This is a genomic window from Streptomyces sp. NPDC022552, from assembly GCF_055561875.1.
In genome coordinates, this window is the sequence record NZ_JBVHGJ010000007.1 from 77,855 (window position 1) to 104,103 (window position 26,249).

Consider the following 26,249-nt stretch of genomic DNA (forward strand, 5'->3'; position numbering starts at 1 on the left):
AAGGGCCTCGGTCAACCATCGGCACGTCATGTCCGGGAGGACACCCATGTCGTACGACACCCAGACCCCGCAGGTCCCGCAGGTCCCGCACGTGGCCGTGCGCAACGGGCTCGGCACCGCGGCGCTGGTCCTCGGCATCATCGGCACGATCTCCGGCGTCATCCCGCTGCTCTTCTGGCTGGCCGGCATCCTCGGCCTGATCGCGCTGATCCTCGGTCTCGCGGGCAGAGGCCGGGTGAAGCGCGGCGAGGCGAGCAACAAGGGCGTGACGACGACCGGTGCGGTCCTCGGCCTCGCGGCCCTGATCCTCTCGGTGGTCGGTGCGGTCATCACGTACACCGTCGTGAACGACGCGGTGAACGAGCTCGACAAGGTCATCGAGGAGTCCGCCCCGAAGGACCCGTCGAGCAGCACGGGCAAGGGGGGCGCGGGCAAGGAGAACGTCGGCAAGGGCCTCGCCGCCGGTGACACCGCGATCTACGACGACATCAAGGTCACGGTCTCCGAGGCCAAGGAGTACAAGCCCGGCGAGTTCGCGTCCGGCCACACCAAGGGCAACAAGGCGTACCAGGTGACCGTCGTCATCGAGAACGGCGGCACGGAGAAGTTCGACGCCGCGCTGGCGACGGTGACCGCCCGCGCCGGCAAGGAGGGCGTGACCGCCGAGCAGATCTACGACGACAAGGTCGGCACCGGCTTCAGCGGCACCATCCTGCCCGGCAAGAAGTCCACGGTCGTCTACGCCTTCGACGCCGCGAAGGACGCGAAGGACCTCACGGTCGAGGTCAGCGCCAGCCTGGACCACGAGGCCTCCCAGTGGGAGCTGAAGGTCGGCTGACCTTCCGGCCCCCGCCTCCGCCTCACCCCGCCGCACCCGGCACCGCCGGCCCCGCCGCACCCCCCCACCGCTCAGCCCTTCGTACGCCCGCCATCCTCCCCACCCCCGGAGAACCCACCATGTCTGCCGCCCGCCGCCCCCGAACCCGTCGCACGGCCCTCGTCTCCGTGCTCTGCGCCACGGTCGCGCTCGGCGCCACCGCCTGCGGCCCCTTCTCCGACGACACGAAGGCCGCCGCGTCCGGCCCCTTCGGGGACCTGACCGGACCTCAGATCGCCAACAAGGCGATCGCCGCGACGAAGAAGGCCGATTCCCTGACCCTCGACCTCGCCACGAAGACGACCGACGGGCCGATGAAGGCGTACCTCGCGATGGACACCGGCGGGAAGTGCGCCGGCACCCTGACCGTCGGCACGACGGGCACGGCCGAGCTGATCAAGGCCGACGACAAGGACGTCTACCTCCGCTTCGACGAGGCGTTCCTGCGGGCCCAGGGGGAGGGCGAGCCGGCCGAGGTCCAGGCGGCGATCCTCAAGGAGCTGAAGGGCCGCTGGGTGAAGACGCCGGTGACCGACCCGGACGCCAAGGACAACCTGGAACTCTGCGATCTGGAGTCGCTCCTCGGCGACTTCGAGCAGGGGATCAACTTCGCGGCCAAGGGCAAGGAGACGACCGTCGGCGGCAAGAAGGCGCTGACGCTCACGGAGAAGTCCGGCGGCGAGACGACGACGCTCTACGTGGCGACGCAGGGAGAGCCGCACATCCTGAAGGTCGTGACGGCGGGCGGCGAGGAGCCGGGGACGATGACGTTCACCGACTACGGCAAGCCGGTCGAGGCGAAGGCGCCTGCGGCCAAGGACGTGGTGTCCGAGGAGAAGACCGGCTGACCCGCACGGACGCGGGCGCGGCAGCGAGGGTGTGACGGCCACCGGAGGGGGGCGGCCGTCACACCCTTCGCGCTGTTCACAGGGTGCCGCTGTTCACAGCGTGTGGCGGACCCACACGTTCGGCTCGACGTAGACCGCGTAGCCGCGGGAGAGCTCGCAGTGCACCGGGACCAGCGCGCCCTCGACCTCCACCGGGCCGTCCGTGTCGAACGGCAGACCGGTCCAGGCACGCCACTGCTCCACCGAGGCGGCGACGGTCATCGAGGCCGGGCAGACGGCCTCCACCGTGGCGCCGGCGCGGACGTGGACGCGCAGCCACGGGTCCTGGGGCAGACCGTCCGACTCGCGCGTACGGAAGGCGTACTCGTGGATGGAGGACGCGGCCTCCAGGTGCTTGCCGTTGGGGCGGACCGGGGCGACGACCTCCGAGAAGCCCAGACGCCGGGCGTTGTCCCGCATGGCGCCGAGCATCTTCGCCGACAGCCCCTGACCGAGCGCGCTCGTGTCCACGGTGACCTCGATCGCGCTCACCGTGTCGGGGACGCGCCCGTGCCGCCGGTCGGAGAACGCCCAGAGCAGCACTTGGTCCCAGCCGGTGGCGGGCAGTTCGCCGCGGCCCTTGGCGTGGAGCTGGAAGGGGACGCTGAGCGCGCGGGCGACGACCTTGCCTTCGGGGTCGGTGGCGACGAGGACGTACTCCGGCAGTTCCGCGACGATCCGGCCGTAGTGCGACCAGCCCACCGGGTCGTTGAGCGTGAACTCCGGCCAGAGGTCCTTCATCGCCCACATCGGGCCTTCGAGTTCGGGGCGCTCGGCGAGGGTCGTTATGTTCAGCTCCATGATCGCAGGCTAACGACCGTTCGCGTCCCGGAGAAACGATTTACGGAAGCCTCTGCTCCGGGCAGCGGCCGAGGACCTTCTTCATCGCGTCGCGCTCGCCGCTCGTCACCCAGACCCCGTACTTCTTCTTCACCGCGACCTGCGCGGCGACGTACGTGCAGCGGTACTCCTTGTTCGGCGGCAGCCAGGTCGCCGCATCCCCGTCGGACTTGCGCCGGTTGGCGCTCGCCTCGACGGCGAGCAGGTTGAGCGGGTCGTTGGCGAACCGCCGCCGCTTCTCCGCGTCCCACTTCTGCGCGCCCTTCTGCCAGGCGTCGGACAGCGCGACGAGATGGTCGATGTCGACCTTGCTGCGGCCACGGACGAAGTCGACGCGGTCCCCGGTGTACGGGTCGTCGGCGAGGACCCCGGAGGCGACCTTGCAGCGGCCGTCCTTGAAGCGGACGTCCGCGAGGTCGCGCTTGAGGATGTCGTCGCGGGTGCCGCAGCCGTTGCCGTCGACGTCGACCCAGGCCCGGCCGAACTTCTCCCGGTCGTACCCGGTCTTGGGGGCGCGGCCCTTGACGGTGAGCGTGTCCACGGCGGCGAGGGCGGAGCCGCGCGCGCCGGGGGCGCCCTCGGCCGGGGAGTCGTCAGGGGACGGCGTACAGCCGGAGGTTATGAGGACGGCGGAGGCGAGGGCGGCGAGGGGGAAGGTCCCGCGATAGCTGAGCACGCCGGGATCCTAGCCAGACCCTCCGTGGTCCAGACCATTGAGCCGTTCGGCGCGCGGAAACGACAGGGGGCGCGTAGCGTCGAATGAGCCGTATGTCCCTTTCGAAGGAGTCGCGCACATCATGGGGATCATGGACAAGCTCAAGGGCATGATGGGCCAGCACCCGGACAAGGCCCAGCAGGGCGTCGACCGAGGCGGCGACATGATCGACCAGAAGACCGGCGGCAAGCACGCCGGCCAGGTCGACCAGGGTCAGCAGAAGGCCCAGGACTACATCGACAGGCAGCGGGGCCAGGACCCCCAGCGGGGACAGGACCAGCCCCCGACCACCTGAGGCTCGTCCGCACACGTCCGGCCGTGGGGCGCGCGTCACACGCGCCCCACGGCCGCGGTGCGTCCTGACCGCCCGGTCCGCACACGCCACCACCCACGTCACAGACGTCACGGAATAACCGGAGCCCATCTCCGATTGTCCCCTGCATGACGACCTTGACCCGGATCACAACACCCTTACGACGTACGACCGTTGCCGTCCTGACCGCCGCCGCGCTCACCGCCCTCCCCCTCGGCGGCTCCGTGGCCGCCGAACCCCGGCACGACGGCGGCACATGGCGCGGCGCCTGGGCCGCCTCGCCGCACGCCCCGACCGCCCCCTTCGGCCCCAACTGGTCCCAGGCGGGCTTCTCCGACCACACGGTCCGCCAGGTCGTCCGGGTCACCACCGGCGGCACCAAGGCCCGGATCGAACTGTCCAACCGTTACGGCACGACCCCGCTGCGGATCACCGGCGCGACCGTGGCCCGCACGGACGAGGGCGCCTCCGTGAAGGCCGGTTCCGTCCGGCAACTCTCCTTCGGCAAGGGCCGCTCGGTGACGATCCCCGCCGGCGGCACGGCGTACAGCGACGGCGTGCCGTTCACCGTGAAGGCGCTGGAGTCGGTGACGGTCACCCTCTACCTCGCCGCGCCCACCGGCCCCGCCACCTTCCACCACATGGCGTCCGCCACCAGCTACCGCGCGGACGGTGACCACCGCTCCGACCGCGCCGCCACCGCGTTCAAGGAGAGCAGCGGCTCCTGGTACTACCTCTCCGGTCTGGAGGTGAGCGGCGGCGCTCCCGCCCGCCGGGACGGCATCGTGGCCTTCGGCGACTCCATCACCGACGGCGTCGGCTCGGGCCTGGAGGCGAACAACCGCTACCCCGACGAGCTGGCCGAGCGCTTCGCCGCCGCGGGCAGGCCCCGCGGCGTCCTCAACCACGGCATCGGCGGCAACCAGGTCACCAACGACACGAACTGGGCGGGCGAGAAGGGCATCGAGCGGTTCAAGAAGGACGTCCTCACCGAACCGGGCGTGCGGACGGTCATCCTCCTCGAAGGCATCAACGACTTCGGCGGCAGCGGCCCGGCCTTCCCCGGCGGCCCCACCCCCGAGGTCTCGGTCGAGCAGCTGATCGAGGGCCACCGCTCCCTGATCCGCCAGGCCCACGCCCGGGGCATCAGGGTCGTCGGCGCGACGCTGACCCCGATCAAGGGCTCGTTCTACGACACCCCGGTCAACGAGGCCAAGCGGGACGCCTTCAACCACTGGGTCCGCACCTCCGGCGCGTACGACGCCGTGGTCGACTTCGACCGCGCCGTCGCCGACCCGGCCGACCCGGACCGGATGCTCCCGGCGTTCGACTCGGGCGATCACCTGCACCCGGGCGACGCCGGATACAAGGCGATGGCCGAGGCGCTCGACCTCGACCGGCTCTGATCACCCCGTCGGCCGTGCCCTGGAGCGGGCACGGCCGACCCGGAGCCGCTACGACCCCCGGACCGTGGTCACGATCCCCGGACCGTGGTCACGACCCCAGGATCGTGGTCAGGAACTCGCCCGTCCACGCCAGCAGTTCGCGCCCCACCACCGGCTTCCCGCCGATCTTCCCGCTCGTCGGACGCGGCACCAGGATCTGGTGGACGGCCGGCTTGATGACCGTCCGCGGGTAGAGGCGCTTCAGCCGCAGCTCCTGCGACTCCCGCAACTCCACCGGTGCGAAGCGGATGTTCGGGCCCTGGAGCACGATCTCGCCGACGCCGCACGCACGGGCCAGCATCCGCAGCCCGGCGACCAGGAGCAGGTTCTCCACCGGCTCGGGCAGCTTGCCGTAGCGGTCGGTGAGCTCCTCCCGTACCGCCTTGATGTCCTCCTCCGTGTTGGCGGAGGCGATCGCGCGGTACGCCTGGAGGCGCAACCGCTCGCCCGGCGCGTAGTCGTGCGGGACGTGCGCGTCGACCGGCAGCTCGATCTTGACCTCCAGCGGCGGCTCCTCCTCGACACCGCCCTCCAGGGAGGCCCGGTAGTCGGCGACCGCCTCGCCCACCATCCGTACGTACAGGTCGAAGCCGACGCCCGCGATGTGGCCCGACTGCTCGCCGCCGAGCAGATTGCCCGCGCCGCGGATCTCCAGGTCCTTCATCGCCACGTACATGCCCGCGCCCATCTCGGTGTGCTGGGCGATCGTCGCGAGCCGCTCGTGCGCGGTCTCGGTCAGCGGCTTCTCCGGCGGGTAGAGGAAGTACGCGTACCCGCGCTCGCGCCCACGGCCGACACGGCCACGGAGCTGGTGCAGCTGCGACAACCCGAAGTTGTCACCGCGCTCCACGATGAGCGTGTTGGCGTTGGAGATGTCGATGCCGGACTCGACGATCGTCGTGGAGACCAGCACGTCGAACTTCTTCTCCCAGAAGTCGACGACGACCTGCTCGAGGGCCGATTCCGACATCTGGCCGTGGGCGGTCGCGATCCGCGCCTCCGGGACGATGTCCCGCAGCCGCGCGGCCGCCCGGTCGATCGACTCGACCCGGTTGTGGATGTAGAAGACCTGGCCCTCGCGCAGGAGTTCACGGCGGATGGCCGCGCCGATCTGCTTCTCCTCGTACGGCCCCACGAAGGTGAGGACCGGGTGCCGCTCCTCCGGCGGGGTGGTGATCGTCGACATCTCGCGGATGCCAGTGACCGCCATTTCGAGCGTACGGGGGATGGGGGTGGCGGACATCGTCAGGACGTCGACGTTGGCGCGGAGCTTCTTCAGCTGCTCCTTGTGCTCGACGCCGAAACGCTGCTCCTCGTCGACGATGACCAGGCCCAGGTCCTTGAACTTGGTCTCCGAGGAGAACAGGCGGTGGGTGCCGATCACGATGTCGACGGAACCGTCCTTCAGACCCTCCATCGTCGCCTTCGACTCGGTGTCCGTCTGGAAGCGGGAGAGCGCGCGGGTGACGACGGGGAACTGCGAGTACCGCTCCGAGAACGTGCCGAAGTGCTGCTGGACGAGGAGCGTGGTGGGGACCAGGACCGCGACCTGCTTGCCGTCCTGGACCGCCTTGAACGCCGCGCGGACCGCGATCTCCGTCTTGCCGTAACCGACGTCACCGCAGATCAGCCGGTCCATCGGGACCGTCTTCTCCATGTCCTCCTTCACCTCGGCGATGGTGGACAGCTGGTCGGGCGTCTCCGCGTACGGGAAGGCGTCCTCCAGCTCCCGCTGCCAGGGGGTGTCGGGGCCGAAGGCGTGGCCGGGGGCCGCCATCCGGGCGCTGTACAGCTTGATCAGGTCGGCGGCGATCTCCTTGACGGCCTTCTTCGCGCGCGCCTTCGTCTTCGTCCAGTCCGCGCCGCCGAGCCGGTGCAGGGTGGGCGCCTCGCCGCCGACGTACTTGGTGACCTGCTCCAGCTGGTCGGTCGGGATGTAGAGCCGGTCGCCGGGCTGGCCGCGCTTGGCCGGGGCGTACTCGACGAGGAGGTACTCGCGGGTGGCGCCCTGCACGGTCCGCTGGACCATCTCGATGTACCGGCCCACGCCGTGCTGCTCGTGCACGATGTAGTCGCCGACCTCCAGGGTCAGCGGATCGATCGTCTTGCGGCGCTTGGCCGGCATCCGCTGGCCGTCCTTGCCGGCCGCCTTCTGGCCGGACAGGTCGGTCTCGGTGAGGACGGCGAGCTTGAGCACCGGGTCGACGAAGCCGTAGTCGATGGAGCCGGTCGCCACGTGGACGACCGACGGGGTGACCTCGGCCAGGTCCGCGTCGAGCCGCGCCGCGATCCCCTCGCCGCCGAGGACCTCGACGGTGCGGGTCGCCGGGCCGTGCGCCTCGGTGACATAGACCGTGCGCCAGCCGTCGGCCAGCCAGCCCTTGGTGTCGGCGAGCGCCCGGGCGGTGTCGCCGCGGTACGACTCGGGCGCGTGCATGCCCAGCTTCACCGTGTCGGCGTCCAGCGTCTCGTCCGCCGCGAAGGGGGAGACCGACCACCACATCATGTCGAGCTCGCGTGCCCGGTCCCGTACGTCCGCGATCCCCCACAGGGAGGCCGCGCCGACGTCGATCGGCGCCTCGCCGCCGCCCGCGGTCGCCGCCCAGGACGCCTGGAGGAACTCCTGCGAGGTCGCGACGAGGTCGGCGGCGCGCGTACGGACCCGCTCCGGGTCGCACACGACGGCCATCGAGCCCTTCGGCATGACGTCCAGGAGCAGCTCCATGTCGTCGACCAGGACCGGGGCGAGGGACTCCATGCCCTCGACGGCGATCCCCTCGGCGATCTTGCCGAGCAGCTCGCCCAGCTCCGGGTGCTCCTCCGCGAGGGCGGCGGCGCGCCGCTTCACCTCGTCGGTGAGGAGCAGCTCGCGGCAGGGCGGGGCCCACAGGCCGTGCTCGGCGACCTCGAGGGAGCGCTGGTCGGCGACCTTGAAGTAACGGATCTCCTCGACGTCGTCGCCCCAGAACTCGATCCGGAGCGGGTGCTCCTCGGTCGGCGGGAAGACGTCCAGGATGCCGCCGCGGACGGCGAACTCGCCGCGCTTCTCGACCAGCTCCACCCGGGAGTACGCGGCGGCCGCGAGGCCCTCCACGATCTCGTTCAGATCTGCCGTCTGCCCGGTGCGCAGGGCCACGGGCTCCAGGTCGCCCAGGCCCTTGACCTGCGGCTGGAGCACGGACCGTACGGGCGCGACGACGACGGAGACCGGGCCGGCGGACGGGTCGTCGGCGGACGGGTGGGCGAGGCGGCGCAGCACGGCGAGGCGCCGGCCGACGGTGTCGGAGCGGGGTGAGAGCCGCTCGTGCGGGAGCGTCTCCCAGGAGGGGTAGTCGACGACCGTGTCCGGGTCGAGGAGGCTGCGCAGGGCGGCGGCCAGGTCCTCGGCCTCCCGGCCGGTCGCGGTGACCGCGAGGACGGTCCGGCCCGCCTCGCGGGCCAGCGCGGCGACGGCGAAGGGCCGGGCGGCCGGCGGGCCGACCAGGTCCACGTGCGTGCGGCGACCGTCGGACGCGGCCTTGACCGCTTCGGCGAGGGCCGCGTCCTTGACGACGAGGTCGAGCAGACCGTGCAGGCTCATGGAGCTTTCCATCCCGGGTTCGGACGACGGGGGCGGGCAACGCGAACAGCCCGACACGTGTAACGGGCCGGGGGTCCCGGCGCGGCGGCCGGGTGGGACCAGCCTACGACGTGGGCGGGACGCGGGCGCGGGGGACGGCCTTCACCCCGAGGGGTGAAAAGAGCGGATCGGGTGGCGCCTCGGCAGGCTCGACGGCCCCTGCGGGCGCATCCCGCTCCACGACGCGCCGGTCCCGTCCGTCCGTGCTCCGTCATGTCCGCCCGCCGGCCCTGTCCGCCCGCCGGTCCTGTCCGTCCGAGCACGTGACGGCCCCGGTGGACCGGACCGGTCCACCGGGGCCGTACAGCCCGTGGGGGGCACCCCCGTGACTCCCCTGGGGTCTACTCGGTCGCGATCGGGTTCAGGATGTTCATCCTGCCCGCCCTGAACGCCGGGACCAGCGCCGCGAACAGGCCCACGAACGCCGAACCGACGAAGACCGTCAGGATCGTCGGCCATGGGATCTCCAGGACCCCGAGGCCCTCCAGGGCCAGCAGCTTCTGGGCCGCCGTGCCCCAGCCCATGCCCAGGGCGAGGCCGAGCAGCGCGCCGAAGAGGGCGATGACCACCGACTCCAGGCGGATCATGCGGCGCAGCTGGCGGCGCGAGAGGCCGATCGCCCGCATCAGGCCGATCTCCCGCGTCCGCTCGACCACCGACAGCGCGAGCGTGTTCACCACACCGAGCACCGCGACGATGATCGCCAGCGCCAGCAGGCCGTACACGATGTTGAGCAACTGGCCGACCTGGTCCTTCAGGTCCTGCTTGTAGTCGGCCTGGTTCTGCACCTTGTACTGCGGGTAGGCGACGAGCGAGTCCTTGAGCGCCGCGTACGCCTCCGTCTCCTTGCCGTCCTCGGCCGTCGCGAACATGATCATGCTCTGCGGCTGCTTGTCTACGGGCAGGAACCGCTCCATGGTGGTGATGTTCGTGTACATCACGCCCTTGTCGACGTTGTTCTCGTCCGACGTGATCGCCGCGACCTTCAGCTTCGCGCTGTCGCCGCCCTTGAAGGCGACGGTCAGCTCGTCGCCGACCTTCACGCCGTGCTCCGTGGCGTAGTCGCTGCCCACCGACATCGCGTTCGCCCCGTACGCGGCGGACAGCTCGCCCGCCGTCGTGTCGCGCCGCAGATCCTCCGCGTACGACGGCTCCGCGGCGACGAGCCCCTTGTCCACCGGCTTGCCGGCCGGGTCGGTGATCGTCGCCTCGACCCAGGTGTACTCGGTCACGTGGGCGAGACCGGGCGTCTTCTCCAGAGCGGCCTGCGCCTGCGGCATGATCGGCTGACCGTTGGCCGACTGCACGATGAAGTCCGCACCGACCGAGCGGTCCAGCTCCTCCGTCGCCGAGGCCACCATCGACGAGCCGACCACCGACAGACAGGCCACCAGCGCGAGCCCGATCATCAGGGCGGCGCCGGTCGCTCCCGTACGCCGCGGGTTGCGCAGCGCGTTGCGCTCGGCCATCCGCCCGACCGGTCCGAAGACCCGCAGGACGACGACGCCCAGGGCCCGGACGACACCGCCCGCGAGCAGCGGCCCGACGACGATGAAGCCGATGAGGGAGAGGACGATGCCGAGGCCGAGCCAGAGGGAGCCGGCCGAGGCCTTCTCGGCCTGGGTCGCGGTCCACAGCGCGGCACCGCCGCCGAGCGTGAGGAACAGGCCGACCGCGCCCCGCACCAGACCGGCCTTGCCGTCGGCCGGGGTGCCGGCGTCGCGCAGGGCGGCCATCGGGGAGACCTTGCCCGCCCGCCGCGCCGGGATGTACGCGGCGAGGACGGTGACGACGATGCCGAGGAGGAGACCGACGGCGGGCGTCGTCCACTTCACGGTCAGGTCCTCGGTGGACAGCTCCATGCCCATGGAGGACATGAGCTCCATCAGGCCGACGGCGAGTCCGACGCCGGCCGCGACACCGGCGATCGAACCCACGACGCCGAGGAGGACCGCCTCGACGAGGACGGAACGGTTCACCTGCTTGCGGCTGGAGCCGATGGCCCGCATGAGGCCGATCTCGCGGGTGCGCTGGGCGACCAGCATCGAGAAGGTGTTGACGATGAGGAAGATGCCGACGAGGAAGGCGATCCCGGCGAAGCCGAGCATCGCGTACTTCATGACGTCGAGGAACCCGGCGACGTCCTCGCGGCCCGCGTCGGCGACCTCGGCCGCCGTCTGGAGCGTGTAGCCGCCGCCGACCGCGGAGACGATGTTGCTCTTCAGCTTCTCGTCACTGACCCCGGGCGCGGCGTCGGCCGTGATCTGGGTGAACAGGCCTTCCTTGCCGAGGAGTTCACGCTGTGCGGTGGCGGTGTCGAAGTAGACGACGGTGGCACCGGGGTTGGTGACCTTGAACTCGACGATGCCGGAGATCTTCGCCGTGAAGTCGCCGGTGACGGCGATGGTGCGCAGCTCGTCGCCGATCTTCAGCTTGTGCTTCTCGGCGGTGCCTGCGTCGACCATCACCTCGGTGGGGCCGCGCGGCTCATGGCCGGAGGCGACGTCCACCGAACGCAGCTCGTTGGCGCTCCAGTTGGCGGCGATCGTCGGGGCGCCGCTGGTGGGTCCGACGTTCTTGTCACGGGAGTCGACGACGGTCACGCTCAGGGAGATGACCGCGCCCTGGGCGGCCTTGACGCCCTCCGCCTTGCGGACCTGCTCCACGAGGGAGGCCGGCAGGGTCTCGGGCCGGCCGGACTGCGGGGTCTCGTCGTCGACCGCCGCGTCCTTGGGGCTGAGCGTGACGTCCGAGGCGGTCGAGGCGAAGAGCTTGTCGAAGGTGGTGTTCATGGTGTCCGTGAACACCAGCGTGCCGCTGACGAACGCCACGGAGAGCAGGACGGCGACGGCGGAGAGCGCCATGCGGCCCTTGTGCGCGAAGAAGTTGCGCAGGGAGGACTTGAGGACGGTCATGACGTCCGCCCACGGGCGTCGAAGTCCTTCATACGGTCGAGGACGGCGTCGGCGGTGGGCCGGAACATCTCGTCGACGATCCGGCCGTCCGCGAGGTAGAGCACACGGTCGGCATAGCTGGCGGCGACCGGGTCGTGGGTGACCATCACGATGGTCTGACCGAGCTCGTCCACGGACTGCCGCAGGAAGCCGAGGACTTCGGCGCCGGCACGGGAGTCGAGGTTTCCGGTCGGCTCGTCGCCGAAGATGATCTCCGGCCGGGCGGCCAGCGCGCGAGCCACGGCGACGCGCTGCTGCTGACCGCCGGAGAGCTGCGTGGGCCGGTGCCCGAGACGGTCGGCGAGACCGACGGTCGACACGACGCGGTCGAGCCACTGCCGGTCCGCCTTGCGGCCGGCGATGTCCATCGGCAGCGTGATGTTCTCGAGCGCGTTGAGCGTCGGCAGCAGGTTGAACGCCTGGAAGATGAAGCCGATCCGGTCACGCCGCAGCTGCGTCAGCCGCTTGTCCTTCAGCCCGGTGATCTCGGTGTCGTCCAGGAAGATCTGGCCGCTGGTGACGGTGTCGAGCCCGGCGAGGCAGTGCATCAGCGTCGACTTGCCGGAGCCCGAGGGGCCCATGATCGCGGTGAACTGCCCACGGGCGATGTCCACGTCGACGTGGTCGAGCGCGACGACGCGGGTCTCACCGGCTCCGTACGCCTTGACGACCTGCCGCGCCCGCGCGGCCACGGCCGTCCTCCCTGCGGTCTCCCCGTGCTGGGTGATGGTCACAGCCGAAGTCACGGTATGTCTCCTATGCCTGGTACGGATCCGACTCGTGTCCGAGTCTGCGAGAAAGGGGGGCGCGGATCACTGGTGCTGGGCGCACTCTTCGCCCTGGGGTTATCCGTAAGAACAAGCTAAAGACAGAGGGGCCCCGTTCTCCTCCTCCGCCGGGACGAACAGCCCCTGCCCTCTATGGGGGAGGGACCCCTAGGGGTTCTCCACCCGCGGTTCGAGTGGGAGGCTAGGCCGACGGAATTAGATGTACGACCCATCGGATGGAGGGGCCGGAGTGTCACGGACGACGACGCGGCAGGCCGCGGCAACGGCGACGACTCCGCGCGGGCGCGGTCCGGTCGTCGCGGCGCTGATGCTCGGCATGGCGCTCGCCGCGCTCGACGGCACGGTCGTCTCCACCGCCGTACCGCAGATCGTCGGCGACCTCGGCGGCCTGTCCGTCTTCTCCTGGCTGTTCTCCGGCTATCTGCTCGCCGTCACGGTCACCCTGCCGGTGTACGGAAAGCTCTGCGACACCTTCGGCCGCAAGCCGGTCCTGATCGCCGGAACGATCCTCTTCCTCATCGGCTCACTGCTGTGCGCCATGGCCTGGAACATGGGCTCGCTCATCGCCTTCCGCATCGTGCAGGGCCTCGGCGGCGGGGCGCTCCAGGGCACGATCCAGACGATCGCCGCGGACCTCTACCCGCTGAAGGAGCGCCCGAAGATCCAGGCGAAGCTCTCCTCCGTCTGGGCGACGGCCTCGGTCGCCGGTCCGGCGGCCGGCGGCCTCCTCGCCGGATACGCGGACTGGCGCTGGATCTTCCTGATCAACCTCCCGGTCGGCCTGGTGGCGCTGTGGCTCGTCGGCCGCTACCTGGTCGAACCGGAACGGAAGGCGGCCGGGGCGGCGGATTCGGCGGCGCAGGTGGACGGGCAGGGGGACCCGCAGGCGGCGCGTGGGGACGCGGGGGCGCCGCGCAAGGCGCGCTGGTACCGGAAGATACCCGTCGTACGGAAGGCGCCCGTCGTACGAAAGGCGCCCGTCGTACGGAAGGTGTCGGTCGACTGGGCGGGCGCGGTCACCATCTTCGCGACCGGGTCCCTCCTGCTCACCGCCCTCGTCCAGGGCGGCGTGGCCTGGCCGTGGCTCTCCGCGCCCTCCCTCGGCCTCTTCGCGGGCGCGCTCGCCCTCGCCGGAGTCACCGTCCTCGTCGAACGCCGGGCCGCCGACCCGATCATCCCGGGCTGGATCTGGCGCCGCCGCACCATCTCCGCGGTCAACCTGGCCCTCGGCGCGCTCGGCCTGCTGATGGTCGCCCCGACGGTCTTCCTGCCCACCTACGCCCAGTCCGTCCTCGGTCTCGGCCCGATCGCCGCCGGCTTCGTCCTCTCCGCGATGACCCTCAGCTGGCCCGTCACGGCCGCCCTCTCCAACCGCGTCTACAACCGCATCGGCTTCCGCCAGACCGCCGTCGTCGGCATCACCCTCGCCCTGCTGGTGCTGCTCGCCTTCCCCTTCCTCCCCTTCCCCGGAGAGCCCTGGCAGCCCGCCCTGCTGATGCTCCTCCTGGGCGGCGCGCTGGGCCTCTTCCAGCTCCCGCTGATCGTCGGCGTCCAGTCGACCGTCCCGTACGAGGAACGCGGCACGACCACCGCGTCCGTCCTCTTCTGCCGCCAGGTCGGCCAGAGCGTCGGCGCGGCCCTCTTCGGCGCGATCGCCAACGGCGTCCTCGCCTCCCGCCTGGGCACCGGCACCGATCTGGACAGCCTCGCGTACGCCCTGGACCACGCCGACGACACCCTCCGCCGCGCGGTCGACGCGGCCGTCGACTACGTCTACCTGGGCGCGGCGGGCGCCGCCGCCCTCGCCCTGCTGGTCCTCCTCACCCTGGCCCCGCGCCGCTTCCCGGTCCTGACGGAGCACCAGGACCGCGGTCAGTCGGCCTGATCACCGTCCCCTGCCGCCGCCTCCCCGTCGACGTCCTCGTCCGTACCACCCTCCTCGGCGGGCCCGCGACCCGTGAGCGAGGCGAGCGCGGCGCGGATGTGCTCCATGTGCGCGTGGATCTCCTCACGCGCCTCCTCGTGCTCCCGCAGTACGCGCTCCGTCTCGCGCTCGACGCGCTCCCGCCGGGACCGCGCCTCCACCAGGAGTTCCGCCGCCCGCGCCTCCGCGTCCTCCTGGCCGTGCCGGGCCTCCTCCTCCGTCCGCGCCAGCGCGCGTTCGGCCTCCGCGACCTCCGACCGCGCAGCCGCGACGAGCTCCTCGTGGTGGGCGTCCAGTTCGGCCGCCCGGGTCACCGCCGTCCGCTCCGCCTCTTCCCGTGCCGCCGCCTGCTCCACGCGCTGGGCCTCCAGCAGCGCCGCCGCCCTGCGGGCCCGGTCGTCGAACACCACCCCCGCCGCGGCCCGGCGCCCCGCCGCCTCCTCGCGCGCGGCCGACCGCAGCGTCTCGGCCTCGGCGCGCGCCGTCTCCAGGGTCTCGGTGGCCGTGGTCTCCGCCTCCGCGAGCAGCGCGTCCGCGTACGCGCGGGCCTCCTCCGTCGCCGTACGCGCCGCTTCCTCCGACGCCTCCACGAGGGACTGCGCCTCCGCCTCCGCGGCGCGTACGAGGCTCTCGTCCTCGGCCTCCGCGAGCTCCAGGATCTTCTGCGCCCGCCCGCCCAGCGACTCGTACCGCTGCGGTTCCCGCGCCTCGATCTCCGCCCGCAGCCGGGCCGCCTCCTCCTCCATCTCCCTGGCGAGGACCGTCAGCCGGGCCGCCCGCTCCCATCCGGCGTCGCGTTCGCCGGAGAGCGCGGCGAGGTGACGGTCGACCTGCCGGGGGCGGTATCCGCGCCCTCGCGCGACCACGGCGAAACTCATTCCTGACGCTCCTTCCGCAACGGCTCAAATGCCAGGATGCGCCATCAGACACGACAAAAGGCGCCCGACGTGTCGTGCACGTCGGGCGCCTTCGGTCACACGCGGCCTACAGCAGTCCGTCCCACATCTGCTCCAGGAGCACCGACCACCAGTTCTCCGGCGACGCCAGCGCCGCCGGGTCCAGCATCGCCAGCTGCGCCTGGAAGTCGACCGTCCAGCGACCCGCCTGCTCCGGGTTGAGCCCGAAGCGCAGCCGCCACATCCGTCCCAGCAGCGCCATCGAGCGGGCGAACTCCGGGAGCCCGCTGTTCACGAACTGCGGCGCCACCGGCGCACCGCCCGGACCGGCCTCGACCGGTACGGCGACGATGTGCGCGGTCCCGTACTGGACGCAGATCGCCCGCCCGAAGTCGGAGCCGATCACCAGGTACGAGCCCGCGTCCGACGCCGGCTGGATCTGGCGCTGCGCCGCGAGCTCGGCCAGCGTCGGCACCACCGGCTGTGCCGGCTGCGCCCAGAAGAACGGTCCGAAGTCGGCCGGCAGACCCGCCCATACGAGGGTCAGCGCGACGACCTCCGGCACACCCTGCCGGGACACGGCCCGCTGGTCGAACCGGCAGATACCGGGCCCGAAGGCACCCGCCATCTCCTGCGCGATCCCGTCCGGGGGGATCGGCGGAGCCGGCTGCACCTGCGGCAGCGGGGCACGCACCGGCGCCGGGCGCGCGGGACCGTCCGCGACCTGGTGCAACTCGCCCTGGTGGGTGAGGAGCTGCCGCATGCCCTGCTGACGGCCCGCGTGGTCCTTGCCGTACGGCGCGATGTTGGTGATCCGCGCCTGAGGCCAGGTCTCCCGGATCATCCGCGCGCAGTAACCGCCCGGCAGCTCACAGGACTCCAGCTCCGTGTGCAGTTCGAGCACCTGCTGCGGCGGCACGTTCATGGCGCGCAGCTCGTGCAGGATCTGCCACTCCGGGTGCGGGGTGCCGGGGGCGGACCGCCGGATGATCTGTGCCTCGGAACCGTCGGGAGCGCGGTAGCGCAGCACGGCCTGGTAGCCGGGGCCGACGGTCGGCTGACCGGTCGGCTGCTGCGGGTATCCGTACGCCGGCGGGGCGCCGGGCACCGACGGCGGCGGCATCGGCGGAGCCGGCGGTCCACCCGGACCGGGCTGCGCCAGCATCGTCGCCGCGTGGTGCACCCCACCGGGCGGCGTCCCGGGACCACCGGGAGCACCCGGGGCACCGGGAGGTCCGGGCGGGGCGACGGGGGCGCCGGGAGGTCCGGGCGGCGCGATGCCGCCCGGCCCTGGGTGGGCCAGCATCGTCGCCGCGTGCGCGACACCCGCACCGTCGGACCCGCCGGGCGCACCGGGAGGCGCGGGCGGAGGCGGCGGACCGCCGGGCCCACCCTGGCTCGGGTGCGCCAGCATGGTCGCGGCGTGGTGGACGGGCTGCGGAGGTGTCGGCGGAGAGGGAGGTCCGGGCGGCAGGGGCCCGTCGGGCCCGAGCTGCGACACCATCTGCGTCGGTACGTATCCCCCGGCGGGCGCACCGGGAGCACCCGGCGCCTGCGGCGGCGGAGGAGGATTCCCCCCACCTCCGCGCGCGGCACGCGGAGGCAGCGCGGCCTTGCTGGTCGCGGCGTCCGCGATGTCCCCGGCCCCGGGAGCCCGAGGCGCGGGCGGAGGCGTGGGCGCGCCGGGGGCACCCGGCGGCGGCGTGGCACCGGAGGCGCCGGGAGCACCCGGGGTGCCGGGAGCACCGGGCGGCGGAGGAACGGCGGGGCCGCCGGCCGGCGCGGACGCGCCGGGGGTGCCAGGGGCTCCGGGAGCTCCCGGAGCCGACGGCGCGGCGGGGCCACCGATCGAGCCCCCACCACCGGGGGCCGAAGGCGCACCCGTACCACCCGGACCGCCCAGGGAGGCCGGGCCGTGTGACGCGAACGGGTCACCGGCACCGGGCGGCGGCGGGGCCTTCGGGTCGAGGGCCCGGGCGATCGCCGTCGGCGGCAGCGCGCTGCCGCCCGACATCAGGGCCGTCGGAGCGTCCGCGCCCACCACCGGAAGCGGCGTGTCCTCGTCGTCCGCGCCCGACAGCGGCGGCGCGAAGACCGTCGCGGGCAGCGGCACCGAACCGTCCGCACCGCCCGAACTCGCGTTGGCGTCCGCCCACGGGCTGCTCGACGGAGCCTTCGCCGGAACCCCGTCCGAGGCCGTCGGTTCGTAGTCGACCGACCGCCCCTCCGACGCGTCCGCGGAACCGGCGGCCGCATCGGAGGGCACCGCGTCCGAAGGCGCCGGACCGGACGGCACCGAGGCGGACGGCACCGCATCGGAAGGCGCCGCGTCGGAAGCCATCGAACCGGAAGGCACCGCTTCGGAGGGCGCCGGACGGGAAGCCGGAACGCTCACCGGCTCGGCGGACGGCGCACCGTCAGCCGTCGCCTCCGGCGTCGACGAACTCCCGCCCGCCTGCGACGCGTTCGGCCCCTTCGGCGGCAGACCCAGCTTGTCCGCCGCGTCCTGCAGCCACTCCGGCGGAGTCAGCAGGAACGACGTCGCGTTCAGATCGACCCGCTCCGGCGGCGCGGGCGTCGCACGCGAACCCGCCTCGTCGGCAACGGCCCCGTACTCCTCCTCGTACCGCCGGATCACCTCGCCCACCGGCAGCCCGGGCCACAACGTCGCCTCGCCGCTGTCCCGGGCGATGACCAGACGCTGCCGGCCACCGTCCGAGATCGGGCCTCCCTCACGGTCCTCCGCCCACACGACGAAGCCGAGCCCGAACTCCCGTACCCGCACCTCCCGGTGCTGATACGCCGGCACATCACCGTTGATCCATTCCTCGGCGCGCTCCTGCGCCTGCGCGAACGTCACCACAGCCAGTTCACTCCCCCACCGGAACCACGGGCACGGCGCGCGCGAAGCCGCCGTCCACCATCAGGTTCGCCACCGTCTCCAACTCCGGCGGATTGCCGGCCAGCCGCTGGAGGAACGCGTCGAAGTCCTCACCGCACGGCAGCAACAGCCGCTCCACGCGCTCGCCCACACTCCACCCGGCCGTGTCGTGGGAGTCCCGCGCGTCGTCGTACGCGCAGAACCACACCGTCCCGATCCGGTCGCCCTTCACCTTCACCGCCAGGATCCCGCCCTGGACGAAGCCGACGCCCAGGTAGTCCTTGGTCAGATGGTCACGCAGACACTTGTTGACGTAGACGAGGTCGTTGACCCCCGCCTCGTCGCGCACCGTGAAGAACGGCTGGTCCACCAGCAGACCCAGCTCCGCGTCCAGCGCCGCGCCCACCGGCGCGCAACCGCCCGCCGCCTTCAGGAAGGAGCGGTACGCGCCCGGCAGGCGGTACCCGAGGTCCTCCTCCACCCCGAGCAGTTGCTGCTCGGTCACCGACACCAGCCCCTTCGGCACCCCGAAGTGGGCCGGCCGGGTCTCCTGCAGCGGACGCGTGCCCCGCTTGCCGTGATCGACGGCGGCCGTCGCGACCCCGCCGTGATGACGCAGCAACGCCTTCACCTCGACCGGGACCAGCTCCATCCGCCGACCGCCCGCCACGTGGTGCCAGGTCCAGCCGTGCGGCGTCGCCACCGAGGGGATCGTGTCCCACAGCTCGTGCCCCGTCGCGGCGAGCGCCGCGTTCGCCGACACGTAGTCCGTCAGCCGCAACTCGTCGACGCCGAAGCCCTCGGGCGGGTCGGCGATCTCCGCCGCCGCCCTGGCGTACGGCGAGAAGTCCGGATAGCCGTGTTCGTCCACCCGCACCCCTCTGGGGTGCCGGGAGGCGCGGACCGGGTCCGGGAAGTGCACGACCTGCCCGGCGTAAGCCGCGTTCGGCGGTGCGGCTTTCCCGAGCCGACCTGTCGTCATGGCGGTTGCCCCCTGCGCTGGCTGCTGGCTGATTCCGCACAGCCTATGCGCTGCCACAAGCCCGCCACCCGGCCCGATGCGTCCACCGCCACAGTCCGTGACCAACTGTCACGAGCGGATGACGCACCGGCGATAGTTCCGACACACCGACGCCCGTTTGTGTACCCCGCTTCCACATGAGGCGTCCCATTTGGCAGTCTGTTCCCGCAACTCGGGGGATTGCAGGAGGGGAAGACACGCACCATGTACGCAGCACCGACGCCCACGCAGGGTGACCCACGCCTCAACTGGAGCAGCACCGAGCCCACCCGCGCCCCGTTACTGCGCTTCCGCCGCGACGGCATCCTCCCCACGGTCGGCGCCGCGCTCTCCGTACGTGGCGAAACACTCACCTGCACCGCGGGCCGCGGAGACCGACCGCCCACCCTGCACCCACTCGTTCAGGACTTTCTGGACACCCTCACCAGCGGCCAGCGCGAACGCTTCACCGGACGCTGTCCCGAGGCGATCCTGCTCTCCCGCCATCTGACCGCCACCGAGACGGGCCGCTCCAAGCGCGCCCAGCGCAAGGCACTCACCCACAGCGAAGCACGCCGCTCGCTCAAGCACGCCAAACTGACCGCACGGCGCATCCGCGAGGACGGCGACCCGCTGCACGGCAGCTACGCCGCACCCTGCCGTTCCTGTACGGCGATGCTCGCGCACTTCGGTGTACGCACCGTGGACCCCACCTCGACTGTCGAGAACGGCTGACCGCACCTACATGCCCGACCACCTGAGCACCACCCGGTTCCCGGTCAACGTCGACGCCGCCCTCCGCGAGGCGGGGTGGCAGCCGGGCCGCTGGGACATCAAGCTCGCCGAACAGTGGGCCGACGCGCTGCGCGCACACGTCTCACCGGCCGGCCACCGGCACAGCGTCTTCCCCGCGGCCGTGGAGGCGTGGGCCGAATTCGGCGGCCTGCACGTCACCGCCCCCGGCGCGGGCCGCCAGATCGCCCCCGCGACCCTCCGCTTCGACCCGCTCGCCGGCCTGCACCTGGCCCGCACCCTGGCGGACCTCGGACGCGCGCTCGACACGGAGATCTCCCCACTGGGAGAAGAGGTCGAACACCAGGCGGTCCTCGCCATCGACCTGGACGGCCGCGTCTACAGCCTGGACCACACGGGCGACTGGTTCCTCGGCCAGGACATCGACACGGCACTGGCGACGGTGATAACGGGGGTGCAGCCGGGGCGGCTGGTGACGGGGTAGACGCCGGACCGAGGGTCGGATCCCACCTCCGGCCGGCCTACGACGCGACCCGGTCCGCCACCGGCAACACCGCCGACACCCGGAACCCGCCCCCGTCCGTCGGCCCCGACACGAAGACACCACCCAGCCGCGTCACGCGCTCACGCATGCCCACCAGACCGTTCCCGCCGCTCGGGAGATGCGCGTCCGCCGCCTCCGCGTCCGAAGGGCCGTTCTCCACCTGCATCGCGACCTCCGCCTCGCGATGCGCGAGCCGGACGACGACCTTGGCGCCCGCCGCATGCTTGTGCACATTGGTCAGCGCCTCCTGGACCACCCGGTACGCCGTCCGCTCGAGCTCAGCGGCATACGCCCGCGCCTCACCGAGCACCGTCAGCTCGACCACCGCACCCGCCTGACGGGACTGCTCGACCAGATCCGCCAGAGCGTCCAGACACGGCCCGTCCTCCGAAGCCGCCTCGGCCGCCGCGGCCGCCGCCCGCCCCACCGCGGCCAGCGGGACGGGAGACACGGAGGCACCCACGGCCGGACCCGCGTCCTCCCGCAGTACCCCCAACATCTCGCGCAACTCCGTCAGCGCCTGCCGGCCCATGTCACCCACCAGCGCCGCGTTCTTCACCGCCTTCTGCGGATCCTTCAACGCGACCGCCTGCAACGCCGCCGCGTGCACCACCATCAGCGACACCCGATGCGCGACCACGTCGTGCATCTCCCGCGCGATCCGCGTCCGCTCCTCCTGCCGCGCCCACTGCGCCCGCTGCTCCGCCCGGTCCGCGAGCAGCGACAACTCCTGCTCCAGACTGTCCGCACGCTCCCGCAGGCTCTCCATGAGCCGCCGCCGCGCCCCTATATAGAGCCCGAAGAGAACGGGGGGCGCGTTGAGCCCCAGCGTCAGGAAGATCGCGAGGACCGGCACGTACCAGTCACTGGGCTGCTGATCGGGATCGCCCTGGGTGACGTCCTGCCGCACGCGCACCACCGTGACGATGAAGACGGCGACCGACGACATGCCGGCGAGAGCGGCCGTGATCCGCCGGGGCACCTCGGAGGCGGCGAGCGAGTACAGCCCGACGATCCCCATCAGGTAGCCCATCTCGGCGGGCGTCACGGCGATCGAGACCAGGACGACGACGATCGGCCACCGCCGCCGCACGAGCAGCACGGAGCCGACCACCAGCCCGAACAGCACCCCCACGGGCACGGGCAGCCCCGCCTTGTCGGCGAAGCCGACCCCCTCGAGCCCGCACTCCAGCGCGGACACCGCCGCCAGCCCGATGTCGAGCACCGCGCTGCGCCGTCTCCCCCACCACCACCGGCCACTGGGCGTCATGCCCGTCGCGTCCTGGTGTGCCCCCGTTGTGGTCATGCCCTCCAGCGTACGGGCGGGGGCGAATCATTTTCCGGAGTCCACGGGACAGGGGAGGGACGCACGTCACCGGCGAACGGGGGGCTGGTCATCGAGCGCAGAGCTCCACCGTCGCATCGAGGGGGCTTGGTACGGCATAGTGTTGGGTGCCGATCCGACGGCCTGACCGAATGTCCGGTTTAGTTGGATATTATCCCCTGTGGTGTAATTGGCAGCACTGAGGCTTTTGGTGCCTTATGTCCGGGTTCGAGTCCTGGCGGGGGAGCTTCTGGTTCCGGGTTCCGACCTCCAGCGTCGGGACCCGCACTCATTTCCGCTCCAGAACCCCCCGGTATCCTGCGGGTGTCCACCACCCGAAGCCGAAGGGCATTCCCGTGAGCGCCAACCGCCCGGCCGCCGTCGTCGTCCTCGCAGCGGGTGAGGGCACCCGCATGAAGTCGAAGACCCCCAAGGTCCTGCACGAAATCGCCGGACGCTCCCTTGTCGGGCACGTCGTGTCCGCCGCGCGCGAGCTGGAGCCCGAGCACCTCGTCGTGGTCGTCGGGCACGCCCGTGAGAAGGTCACCGCGCACCTCGACGCGCACTACGCCGGCACCCGCACCGCCGTCCAGCACGAGCAGAACGGCACCGGTCACGCCGTCCGCATGGGTCTCGAAGAGCTGGGCCAGGTCCCCGACGGCACCGTCGTGGTCGTGTGCGGCGACACCCCGCTGCTGTCCGGGGAGACCCTCAAGGCCCTCGCCTCCACCCACGCCGCCGACGGCAACGCCGTCACCGTGCTGACCGCCGAGGTGCCGGACTCCACCGGCTACGGGCGCATCGTCCGCGACGCCGCGTCCGGTGCCGTGACCGCGATCGTCGAGCACAAGGACGCGACCGACGAGCAGCGCGCCATCATGGAGATCAACTCCGGTGTCTTCGCCTTCGACGGCCGGCTGCTCGCCGATGCCCTGGGCAAGGTCCGGACGGACAACAGCCAGGGCGAGGAGTACCTCACCGACGTGCTGTCGATCCTCCGTGAGGCCGGTCACCGGGTCGGCGCGTCCGTCGCCGGTGATCACCGCGAGATCCTGGGCATCAACAACCGCGTGCAGCTGGCCGAGGCGCGTGCCCTCCTCAACCGGCGTCTCCTCGAGCGGGCGATGACCGCCGGCGTGACGGTCGTCGACCCGTCGTCCGTGCTCGTGGACGTCACGGTGACGTTCGAGCCGGATGCCGTCATCCACCCGGGTACGCAGCTGCTGGGCGCGACGCACATCGGCGAGGACGCCGAGGTCGGCCCGAACACGCGCCTGAAGGACACGACGGTCGGCAAGGGCGCCCGGGTGGACAACACGGTCGCCGACTCCGCCGTGATCGGCGAGAGCGCGTCCGTGGGGCCGTTCGCGTATCTCCGTCCGGGCACGAACCTTGGCCTGAAGGCCAAGGCCGGTACGTACGTGGAGATGAAGAACGCCACGATCGGCGAGGGTACGAAGGTTCCGCACCTCTCCTATGTGGGTGACGCCACGATCGGCGAGTACACGAACATCGGCGCGGCGAGCGTCTTCGTGAACTACGACGGTGAGGCGAAGCACCACACGACGATCGGGTCGCACTGCCGGACCGGGTCGGACAACATGTTTGTGGCACCCATCACGATCGGGGACGGTGCGTACACCGCCGCGGGGTCCGTCATCACGAAGGACGTACCGGCCGGTTCGCTCGCTGTCGCCCGTGGCCAGCAGCGGAATATCGACGGTTGGGTGGCTCGGAAGCGGCCCGGTAGCGCTGCCGCCCAGGCTGCTCAGGCGGCTGCGGAGGAGCCCGCCGGCGAAAGCTGACCGGAAACGGGTACGTCGAACTCGGCGTACCGTGATACGTGCACATAAATTCGGCTGGCTCGCACACGCGCACGGGAGCGCTGTGGTCGCGACCAGAGGACACGTCTGAGGAGACAGTGCTGTGACCGGGATCAAGACGACCGGCGAGAAGAAGCTGATGCTCTTCTCCGGCCGCGCCCACCCCGAGCTGGCCGAGGAGGTCGCGCACCAGCTGGGTGTCGGCCTCGTGCCGACCAAGGCTTTCGACTTCGCGAACGGTGAGATCTACGTCCGTTTCCAGGAGTCGGCTCGTGGCGCGGATTGCTTCCTGATCCAGAGCCACACGGCTCCGATCAACAAGTGGATCATGGAGCAGCTGATCATGATCGATGCTCTGAAGCGGGCTTCCGCCCGGAGCATCACCGTGATCATCCCGTCGTACGGCTATGCACGCCAGGACAAGAAGCACCGTGGCCGTGAGCCGATCTCGGCCCGTCTGGTCGCGGATCTGCTGAAGACGTCGGGCGCGGACCGGATTCTCACGGTCGACCTGCACACGGACCAGATCCAGGGCTTCTTCGACGGTCCGGTGGACCACCTGTCGGCGCTTCCGGTCCTGGCGGACTACGTGGGCAGCAAGGTGGACCGTACGAAGCTGACGATCGTGTCTCCGGACGCGGGCCGTGTGCGGGTGGCGGACCGGTGGTGCGACCGTCTGGACGCGCCGCTGGCGATCGTGCACAAGCGTCGTGACAAGGACGTCGCCAACCAGGTGACGGTCCACGAGGTCGTCGGTGACGTGAAGGGCCGGGTCTGTGTCCTGGTCGACGACATGGTGGACACGGGTGGCACGATCTGCGCCGCTGCGGACGCGCTGTTCGCGCATGGCGCGGAGGACGTCATCGTGACGGCGACGCACGGCATTCTTTCGGGGCCGGCCGCCGATCGCCTGAAGAACTCGAAGGTGAGCGAGTTCGTGTTCACGGACACGCTGCCGGTGCCGGGTTCGCTGGAGCTCGACAAGATCACGGTTCTGTCGATCGCGCCGACGATCGCGCGTGCGGTGCGCGAGGTGTTCGAGGACGGTTCGGTGACGAGCCTCTTCGAGGAGCACTGAGCGGCTCGTAGGCCCTGAGCAAGGCCCGCTTCCCTTCGTGGGAGGCGGGTCTTTCTCGTGCCCGGCGGGGTCGGCGGGGTGGCTCGGGTGATCCAATTGGGTGGCGCGGCGGGGGACGAGTAGACTGCCGTAGTTGCTCGGCGAGGGAGGCCGTACCGGTGAGGTGCGGCGGTCCGTTATCGACGCGCTCTTCGTAGCAGGCCAGTCGTGGCCGGGTAGCCACACTGTTCCGTTTCTGCTTACGAGGAGTGCATATGTCCGAGGTGAAGATCTCCGCCGAGGTTCGTACCGAGTTCGGCAAGGGCGCCGCCCGCGCCGTCCGCCGCGAGAACAAGGTTCCCGGCGTTCTCTACGGTCACGGCACCGAGCCGGTCCACGTGACCCTTCCGGGCCACGAGCTGCTGCTCGCGCTGCGTACCCCGAACGTCCTGCTGGCCCTGGACGTCGACGGCAAGAGCGAGCTGGCGATCCCGAAGGCCGTCCAGCGTGACGCCATCAAGGGCTTCCTGGTCCACGTCGACCTGCTTCTCGTCAAGCGTGGCGAGAAGGTCACGGTCGAGATCCCGGTCCAGGCCGAGGGCGAGCTGGCCGCCGGTGGCAACCTGCTGGAGCACGTGCTGAACACGCTCTCCGTCGAGGCCGAGGCCACCCACATCCCCGAGGCCGTCTCGGTCTCCGTGGAGGGCCTGGAGGCCGGTGCCTCCATCCTCGCCAAGGACATCGCGCTGCCGAAGGGCTCGACCCTGGTGACCGACGCCGACGCCGTCGTCCTGCAGGTCCTGGCCGCGCAGGCCGAGGAGCCGGCCGCCGAGGGTGAGGGCGAGGCCGCCGAGGCCGCCGAGGGCGCCGAGGCCTGAGCCGTAGGCTCTGCTTGACGCGGACGGGGTGGTGGGCTGCGGCCCGCCACCCCGTTCCTCTGTGCCCCTGTTGCCCTGTTCCTTTGTTCCCCGCCCAGTAGTACGCAGACGAGGAGACGCCCCACGATGACGGACGACGCGAACGCCCCCTGGCTGATCGTCGGTCTCGGCAATCCGGGCCCCGAATACGCCGCGAACCGCCACAATGTGGGCTTCATGGTGGTGGACCTGCTCGCCGAGCGCATCAACGGGAAGTTCAAGCGGGCGCAGAAGGCGCAGGCGCAGGTGGTGGAGGGCCGGATGGGTCCTCCGGGGCCGGCCAACCGGCGGGTGATCCTCGCGAAGCCGATGTCGTACATGAACCTGTCGGGCGGCCCGGTGACGTCGCTGCGCGATTTCTACAAGGTGCCGACGGCGCACATCGTGGCGATCCATGACGAGCTGGACATCGATTACGGGGTGCTGCGACTGAAGGTCGGCGGTGGCGACAACGGCCACAACGGTCTGAAGTCGATGACGAAGGCGATGGGCGCGGACTACCACCGGGTGCGGTTCGGCATCGGGCGTCCGCCGGGGCGGATGCAGGTGGCGGATTTCGTTCTGAAGGACTTCGCGTCGTCGGAGCGCAAGGAGCTCGACTATTTCGTGGACCGGGCGGCGGACTCCGTCGAGTGCCTGGTGGCGGAGGGTCTGGAGCGGGCGCAGTCGGCGTACAACTCCTGACCGTTCCC

General features: G+C 71.4%; 20 protein-coding genes and 1 tRNA gene. 12 read left to right on the top strand and 9 right to left on the bottom strand.

The window, feature by feature from the left end; translation table 11 throughout:
- Nucleotides 1–46: 46 nt before the first annotated feature.
- Complete coding sequence (locus tag ACZ3OF_RS20020; RefSeq protein ID WP_361671995.1) at nucleotides 47–838, top strand: DUF4352 domain-containing protein; 792 nt, start codon at nucleotides 47–49, stop codon at nucleotides 836–838.
- A 119-nt stretch (nucleotides 839–957) separates the two neighbouring features.
- Entirely contained in the window at nucleotides 958–1,725 is a 768-nt protein-coding gene (locus ACZ3OF_RS20025; protein ID WP_467305935.1) for a hypothetical protein, read from the top strand.
- A 93-nt stretch (nucleotides 1,726–1,818) separates the two neighbouring features.
- On the opposite strand, the gene ACZ3OF_RS20030 is transcribed toward ACZ3OF_RS20025, so the two are convergent.
- The gene (locus tag ACZ3OF_RS20030; protein ID WP_467305937.1) at nucleotides 1,819–2,565 is read right to left on the bottom strand and encodes an N-acetyltransferase; all 747 of its coding nucleotides are present in this window, start codon (nucleotides 2,563–2,565) and stop codon (nucleotides 1,819–1,821) included.
- A 40-nt stretch (nucleotides 2,566–2,605) separates the two neighbouring features.
- Nucleotides 2,606–3,280 carry an HNH endonuclease family protein gene (locus ACZ3OF_RS20035; protein WP_467305939.1) on the bottom strand — a complete coding sequence of 225 codons (675 nt, stop codon included), beginning with the start codon at nucleotides 3,278–3,280 and terminating at the stop codon, nucleotides 2,606–2,608.
- A gap of 121 nt (nucleotides 3,281–3,401) precedes the next feature.
- Between ACZ3OF_RS20035 and ACZ3OF_RS20040 the strand changes: the two genes are divergently transcribed.
- Both ACZ3OF_RS20040 and ACZ3OF_RS20045 read left to right on the top strand, forming a co-directional pair.
- The gene (locus ACZ3OF_RS20040) at nucleotides 3,402–3,614 is read left to right on the top strand and encodes an antitoxin (RefSeq protein WP_361671985.1); all 213 of its coding nucleotides are present in this window, start codon (nucleotides 3,402–3,404) and stop codon (nucleotides 3,612–3,614) included.
- A 146-nt stretch (nucleotides 3,615–3,760) separates the two neighbouring features.
- On the top strand, nucleotides 3,761–5,038 hold the full coding sequence (locus ACZ3OF_RS20045; protein ID WP_361671982.1) for an SGNH/GDSL hydrolase family protein: 1,278 nt from the start codon (nucleotides 3,761–3,763) through the stop codon (nucleotides 5,036–5,038).
- An 88-nt stretch (nucleotides 5,039–5,126) separates the two neighbouring features.
- On the opposite strand, the gene mfd is transcribed toward ACZ3OF_RS20045, so the two are convergent.
- From mfd to ACZ3OF_RS20060, 3 genes are all read right to left on the bottom strand, one after another.
- On the bottom strand, nucleotides 5,127–8,657 hold the full coding sequence (mfd, locus tag ACZ3OF_RS20050; RefSeq protein WP_361671980.1) for a transcription-repair coupling factor: 3,531 nt from the start codon (nucleotides 8,655–8,657) through the stop codon (nucleotides 5,127–5,129).
- Nucleotides 8,658–9,037: 380 nt separating this feature from the next.
- The gene (locus tag ACZ3OF_RS20055; RefSeq protein WP_467305943.1) at nucleotides 9,038–11,611 is read right to left on the bottom strand and encodes an ABC transporter permease; all 2,574 of its coding nucleotides are present in this window, start codon (nucleotides 11,609–11,611) and stop codon (nucleotides 9,038–9,040) included.
- The gene (locus ACZ3OF_RS20060) at nucleotides 11,608–12,396 is read right to left on the bottom strand and encodes an ABC transporter ATP-binding protein (protein WP_361671976.1); all 789 of its coding nucleotides are present in this window, start codon (nucleotides 12,394–12,396) and stop codon (nucleotides 11,608–11,610) included. The genes ACZ3OF_RS20055 and ACZ3OF_RS20060 overlap by 4 nt, the downstream gene beginning before the upstream one ends.
- Nucleotides 12,397–12,637: 241 nt before the next feature.
- On the opposite strand from ACZ3OF_RS20060, the gene ACZ3OF_RS20065 reads away from it, so the two are divergent.
- On the top strand, nucleotides 12,638–14,323 hold the full coding sequence (locus ACZ3OF_RS20065) for an MFS transporter (RefSeq protein WP_467305945.1): 1,686 nt from the start codon (nucleotides 12,638–12,640) through the stop codon (nucleotides 14,321–14,323).
- Here the strand turns inward: ACZ3OF_RS20065 and ACZ3OF_RS20070 are convergent.
- The 3 genes from ACZ3OF_RS20070 to ACZ3OF_RS20080 all read right to left on the bottom strand — a co-directional run bounded on the left by ACZ3OF_RS20070 (nucleotide 14,311) and on the right by ACZ3OF_RS20080 (nucleotide 19,121).
- Entirely contained in the window at nucleotides 14,311–15,240 is a 930-nt protein-coding gene (locus ACZ3OF_RS20070; protein WP_467305947.1) for a cellulose-binding protein, read from the bottom strand. The two genes, ACZ3OF_RS20065 and ACZ3OF_RS20070, sit on opposite strands and share 13 nt — an antisense overlap.
- A 106-nt stretch (nucleotides 15,241–15,346) precedes the next feature.
- Complete coding sequence (locus ACZ3OF_RS20075; RefSeq protein ID WP_467305949.1) at nucleotides 15,347–18,121, bottom strand: SUKH-4 family immunity protein; 2,775 nt, start codon at nucleotides 18,119–18,121, stop codon at nucleotides 15,347–15,349.
- Nucleotides 18,122–18,128: 7 nt separating this feature from the next.
- Nucleotides 18,129–19,121 carry an SMI1/KNR4 family protein gene (locus tag ACZ3OF_RS20080; protein ID WP_361438561.1) on the bottom strand — a complete coding sequence of 331 codons (993 nt, stop codon included), beginning with the start codon at nucleotides 19,119–19,121 and terminating at the stop codon, nucleotides 18,129–18,131.
- Nucleotides 19,122–19,364: 243 nt separating this feature from the next.
- On the opposite strand from ACZ3OF_RS20080, the gene ACZ3OF_RS20085 reads away from it, so the two are divergent.
- Complete coding sequence (locus tag ACZ3OF_RS20085) at nucleotides 19,365–19,874, top strand: YwqJ-related putative deaminase (RefSeq protein WP_361601044.1); 510 nt, start codon at nucleotides 19,365–19,367, stop codon at nucleotides 19,872–19,874.
- A gap of 10 nt (nucleotides 19,875–19,884) precedes the next feature.
- On the top strand, nucleotides 19,885–20,376 hold the full coding sequence (locus tag ACZ3OF_RS20090) for an SUKH-3 domain-containing protein (RefSeq protein WP_361671970.1): 492 nt from the start codon (nucleotides 19,885–19,887) through the stop codon (nucleotides 20,374–20,376).
- A gap of 37 nt (nucleotides 20,377–20,413) precedes the next feature.
- On the opposite strand, the gene ACZ3OF_RS20095 is transcribed toward ACZ3OF_RS20090, so the two are convergent.
- Nucleotides 20,414–21,742, bottom strand: a complete 1,329-nt coding sequence (locus ACZ3OF_RS20095) for a sensor histidine kinase (RefSeq protein ID WP_467305953.1) — start codon at nucleotides 21,740–21,742, stop codon at nucleotides 20,414–20,416.
- 193 nt (nucleotides 21,743–21,935) lie between these two features.
- On the opposite strand from ACZ3OF_RS20095, the gene ACZ3OF_RS20100 reads away from it, so the two are divergent.
- From ACZ3OF_RS20100 to pth, 5 genes are all read left to right on the top strand, one after another.
- Nucleotides 21,936–22,007 (top strand) — tRNA-Gln (locus tag ACZ3OF_RS20100).
- Nucleotides 22,008–22,116: 109 nt separating this feature from the next.
- Nucleotides 22,117–23,565 (top strand): bifunctional UDP-N-acetylglucosamine diphosphorylase/glucosamine-1-phosphate N-acetyltransferase GlmU, encoded by a 1,449-nt coding sequence (gene glmU / locus ACZ3OF_RS20105; RefSeq protein ID WP_467305955.1) that lies wholly within the window; start codon nucleotides 22,117–22,119, stop codon nucleotides 23,563–23,565.
- A gap of 121 nt (nucleotides 23,566–23,686) precedes the next feature.
- On the top strand, nucleotides 23,687–24,661 hold the full coding sequence (locus ACZ3OF_RS20110; RefSeq protein WP_361438549.1) for a ribose-phosphate diphosphokinase: 975 nt from the start codon (nucleotides 23,687–23,689) through the stop codon (nucleotides 24,659–24,661).
- Nucleotides 24,662–24,915: 254 nt separating this feature from the next.
- Nucleotides 24,916–25,518 carry a 50S ribosomal protein L25/general stress protein Ctc gene (locus ACZ3OF_RS20115; RefSeq protein WP_361671964.1) on the top strand — a complete coding sequence of 201 codons (603 nt, stop codon included), beginning with the start codon at nucleotides 24,916–24,918 and terminating at the stop codon, nucleotides 25,516–25,518.
- A 126-nt stretch (nucleotides 25,519–25,644) separates the two neighbouring features.
- Nucleotides 25,645–26,241, top strand: coding sequence for an aminoacyl-tRNA hydrolase (pth, locus tag ACZ3OF_RS20120; RefSeq protein ID WP_467305958.1), 597 nt, complete (start codon nucleotides 25,645–25,647; stop codon nucleotides 26,239–26,241).
- Nucleotides 26,242–26,249 lie beyond the last annotated feature (8 nt).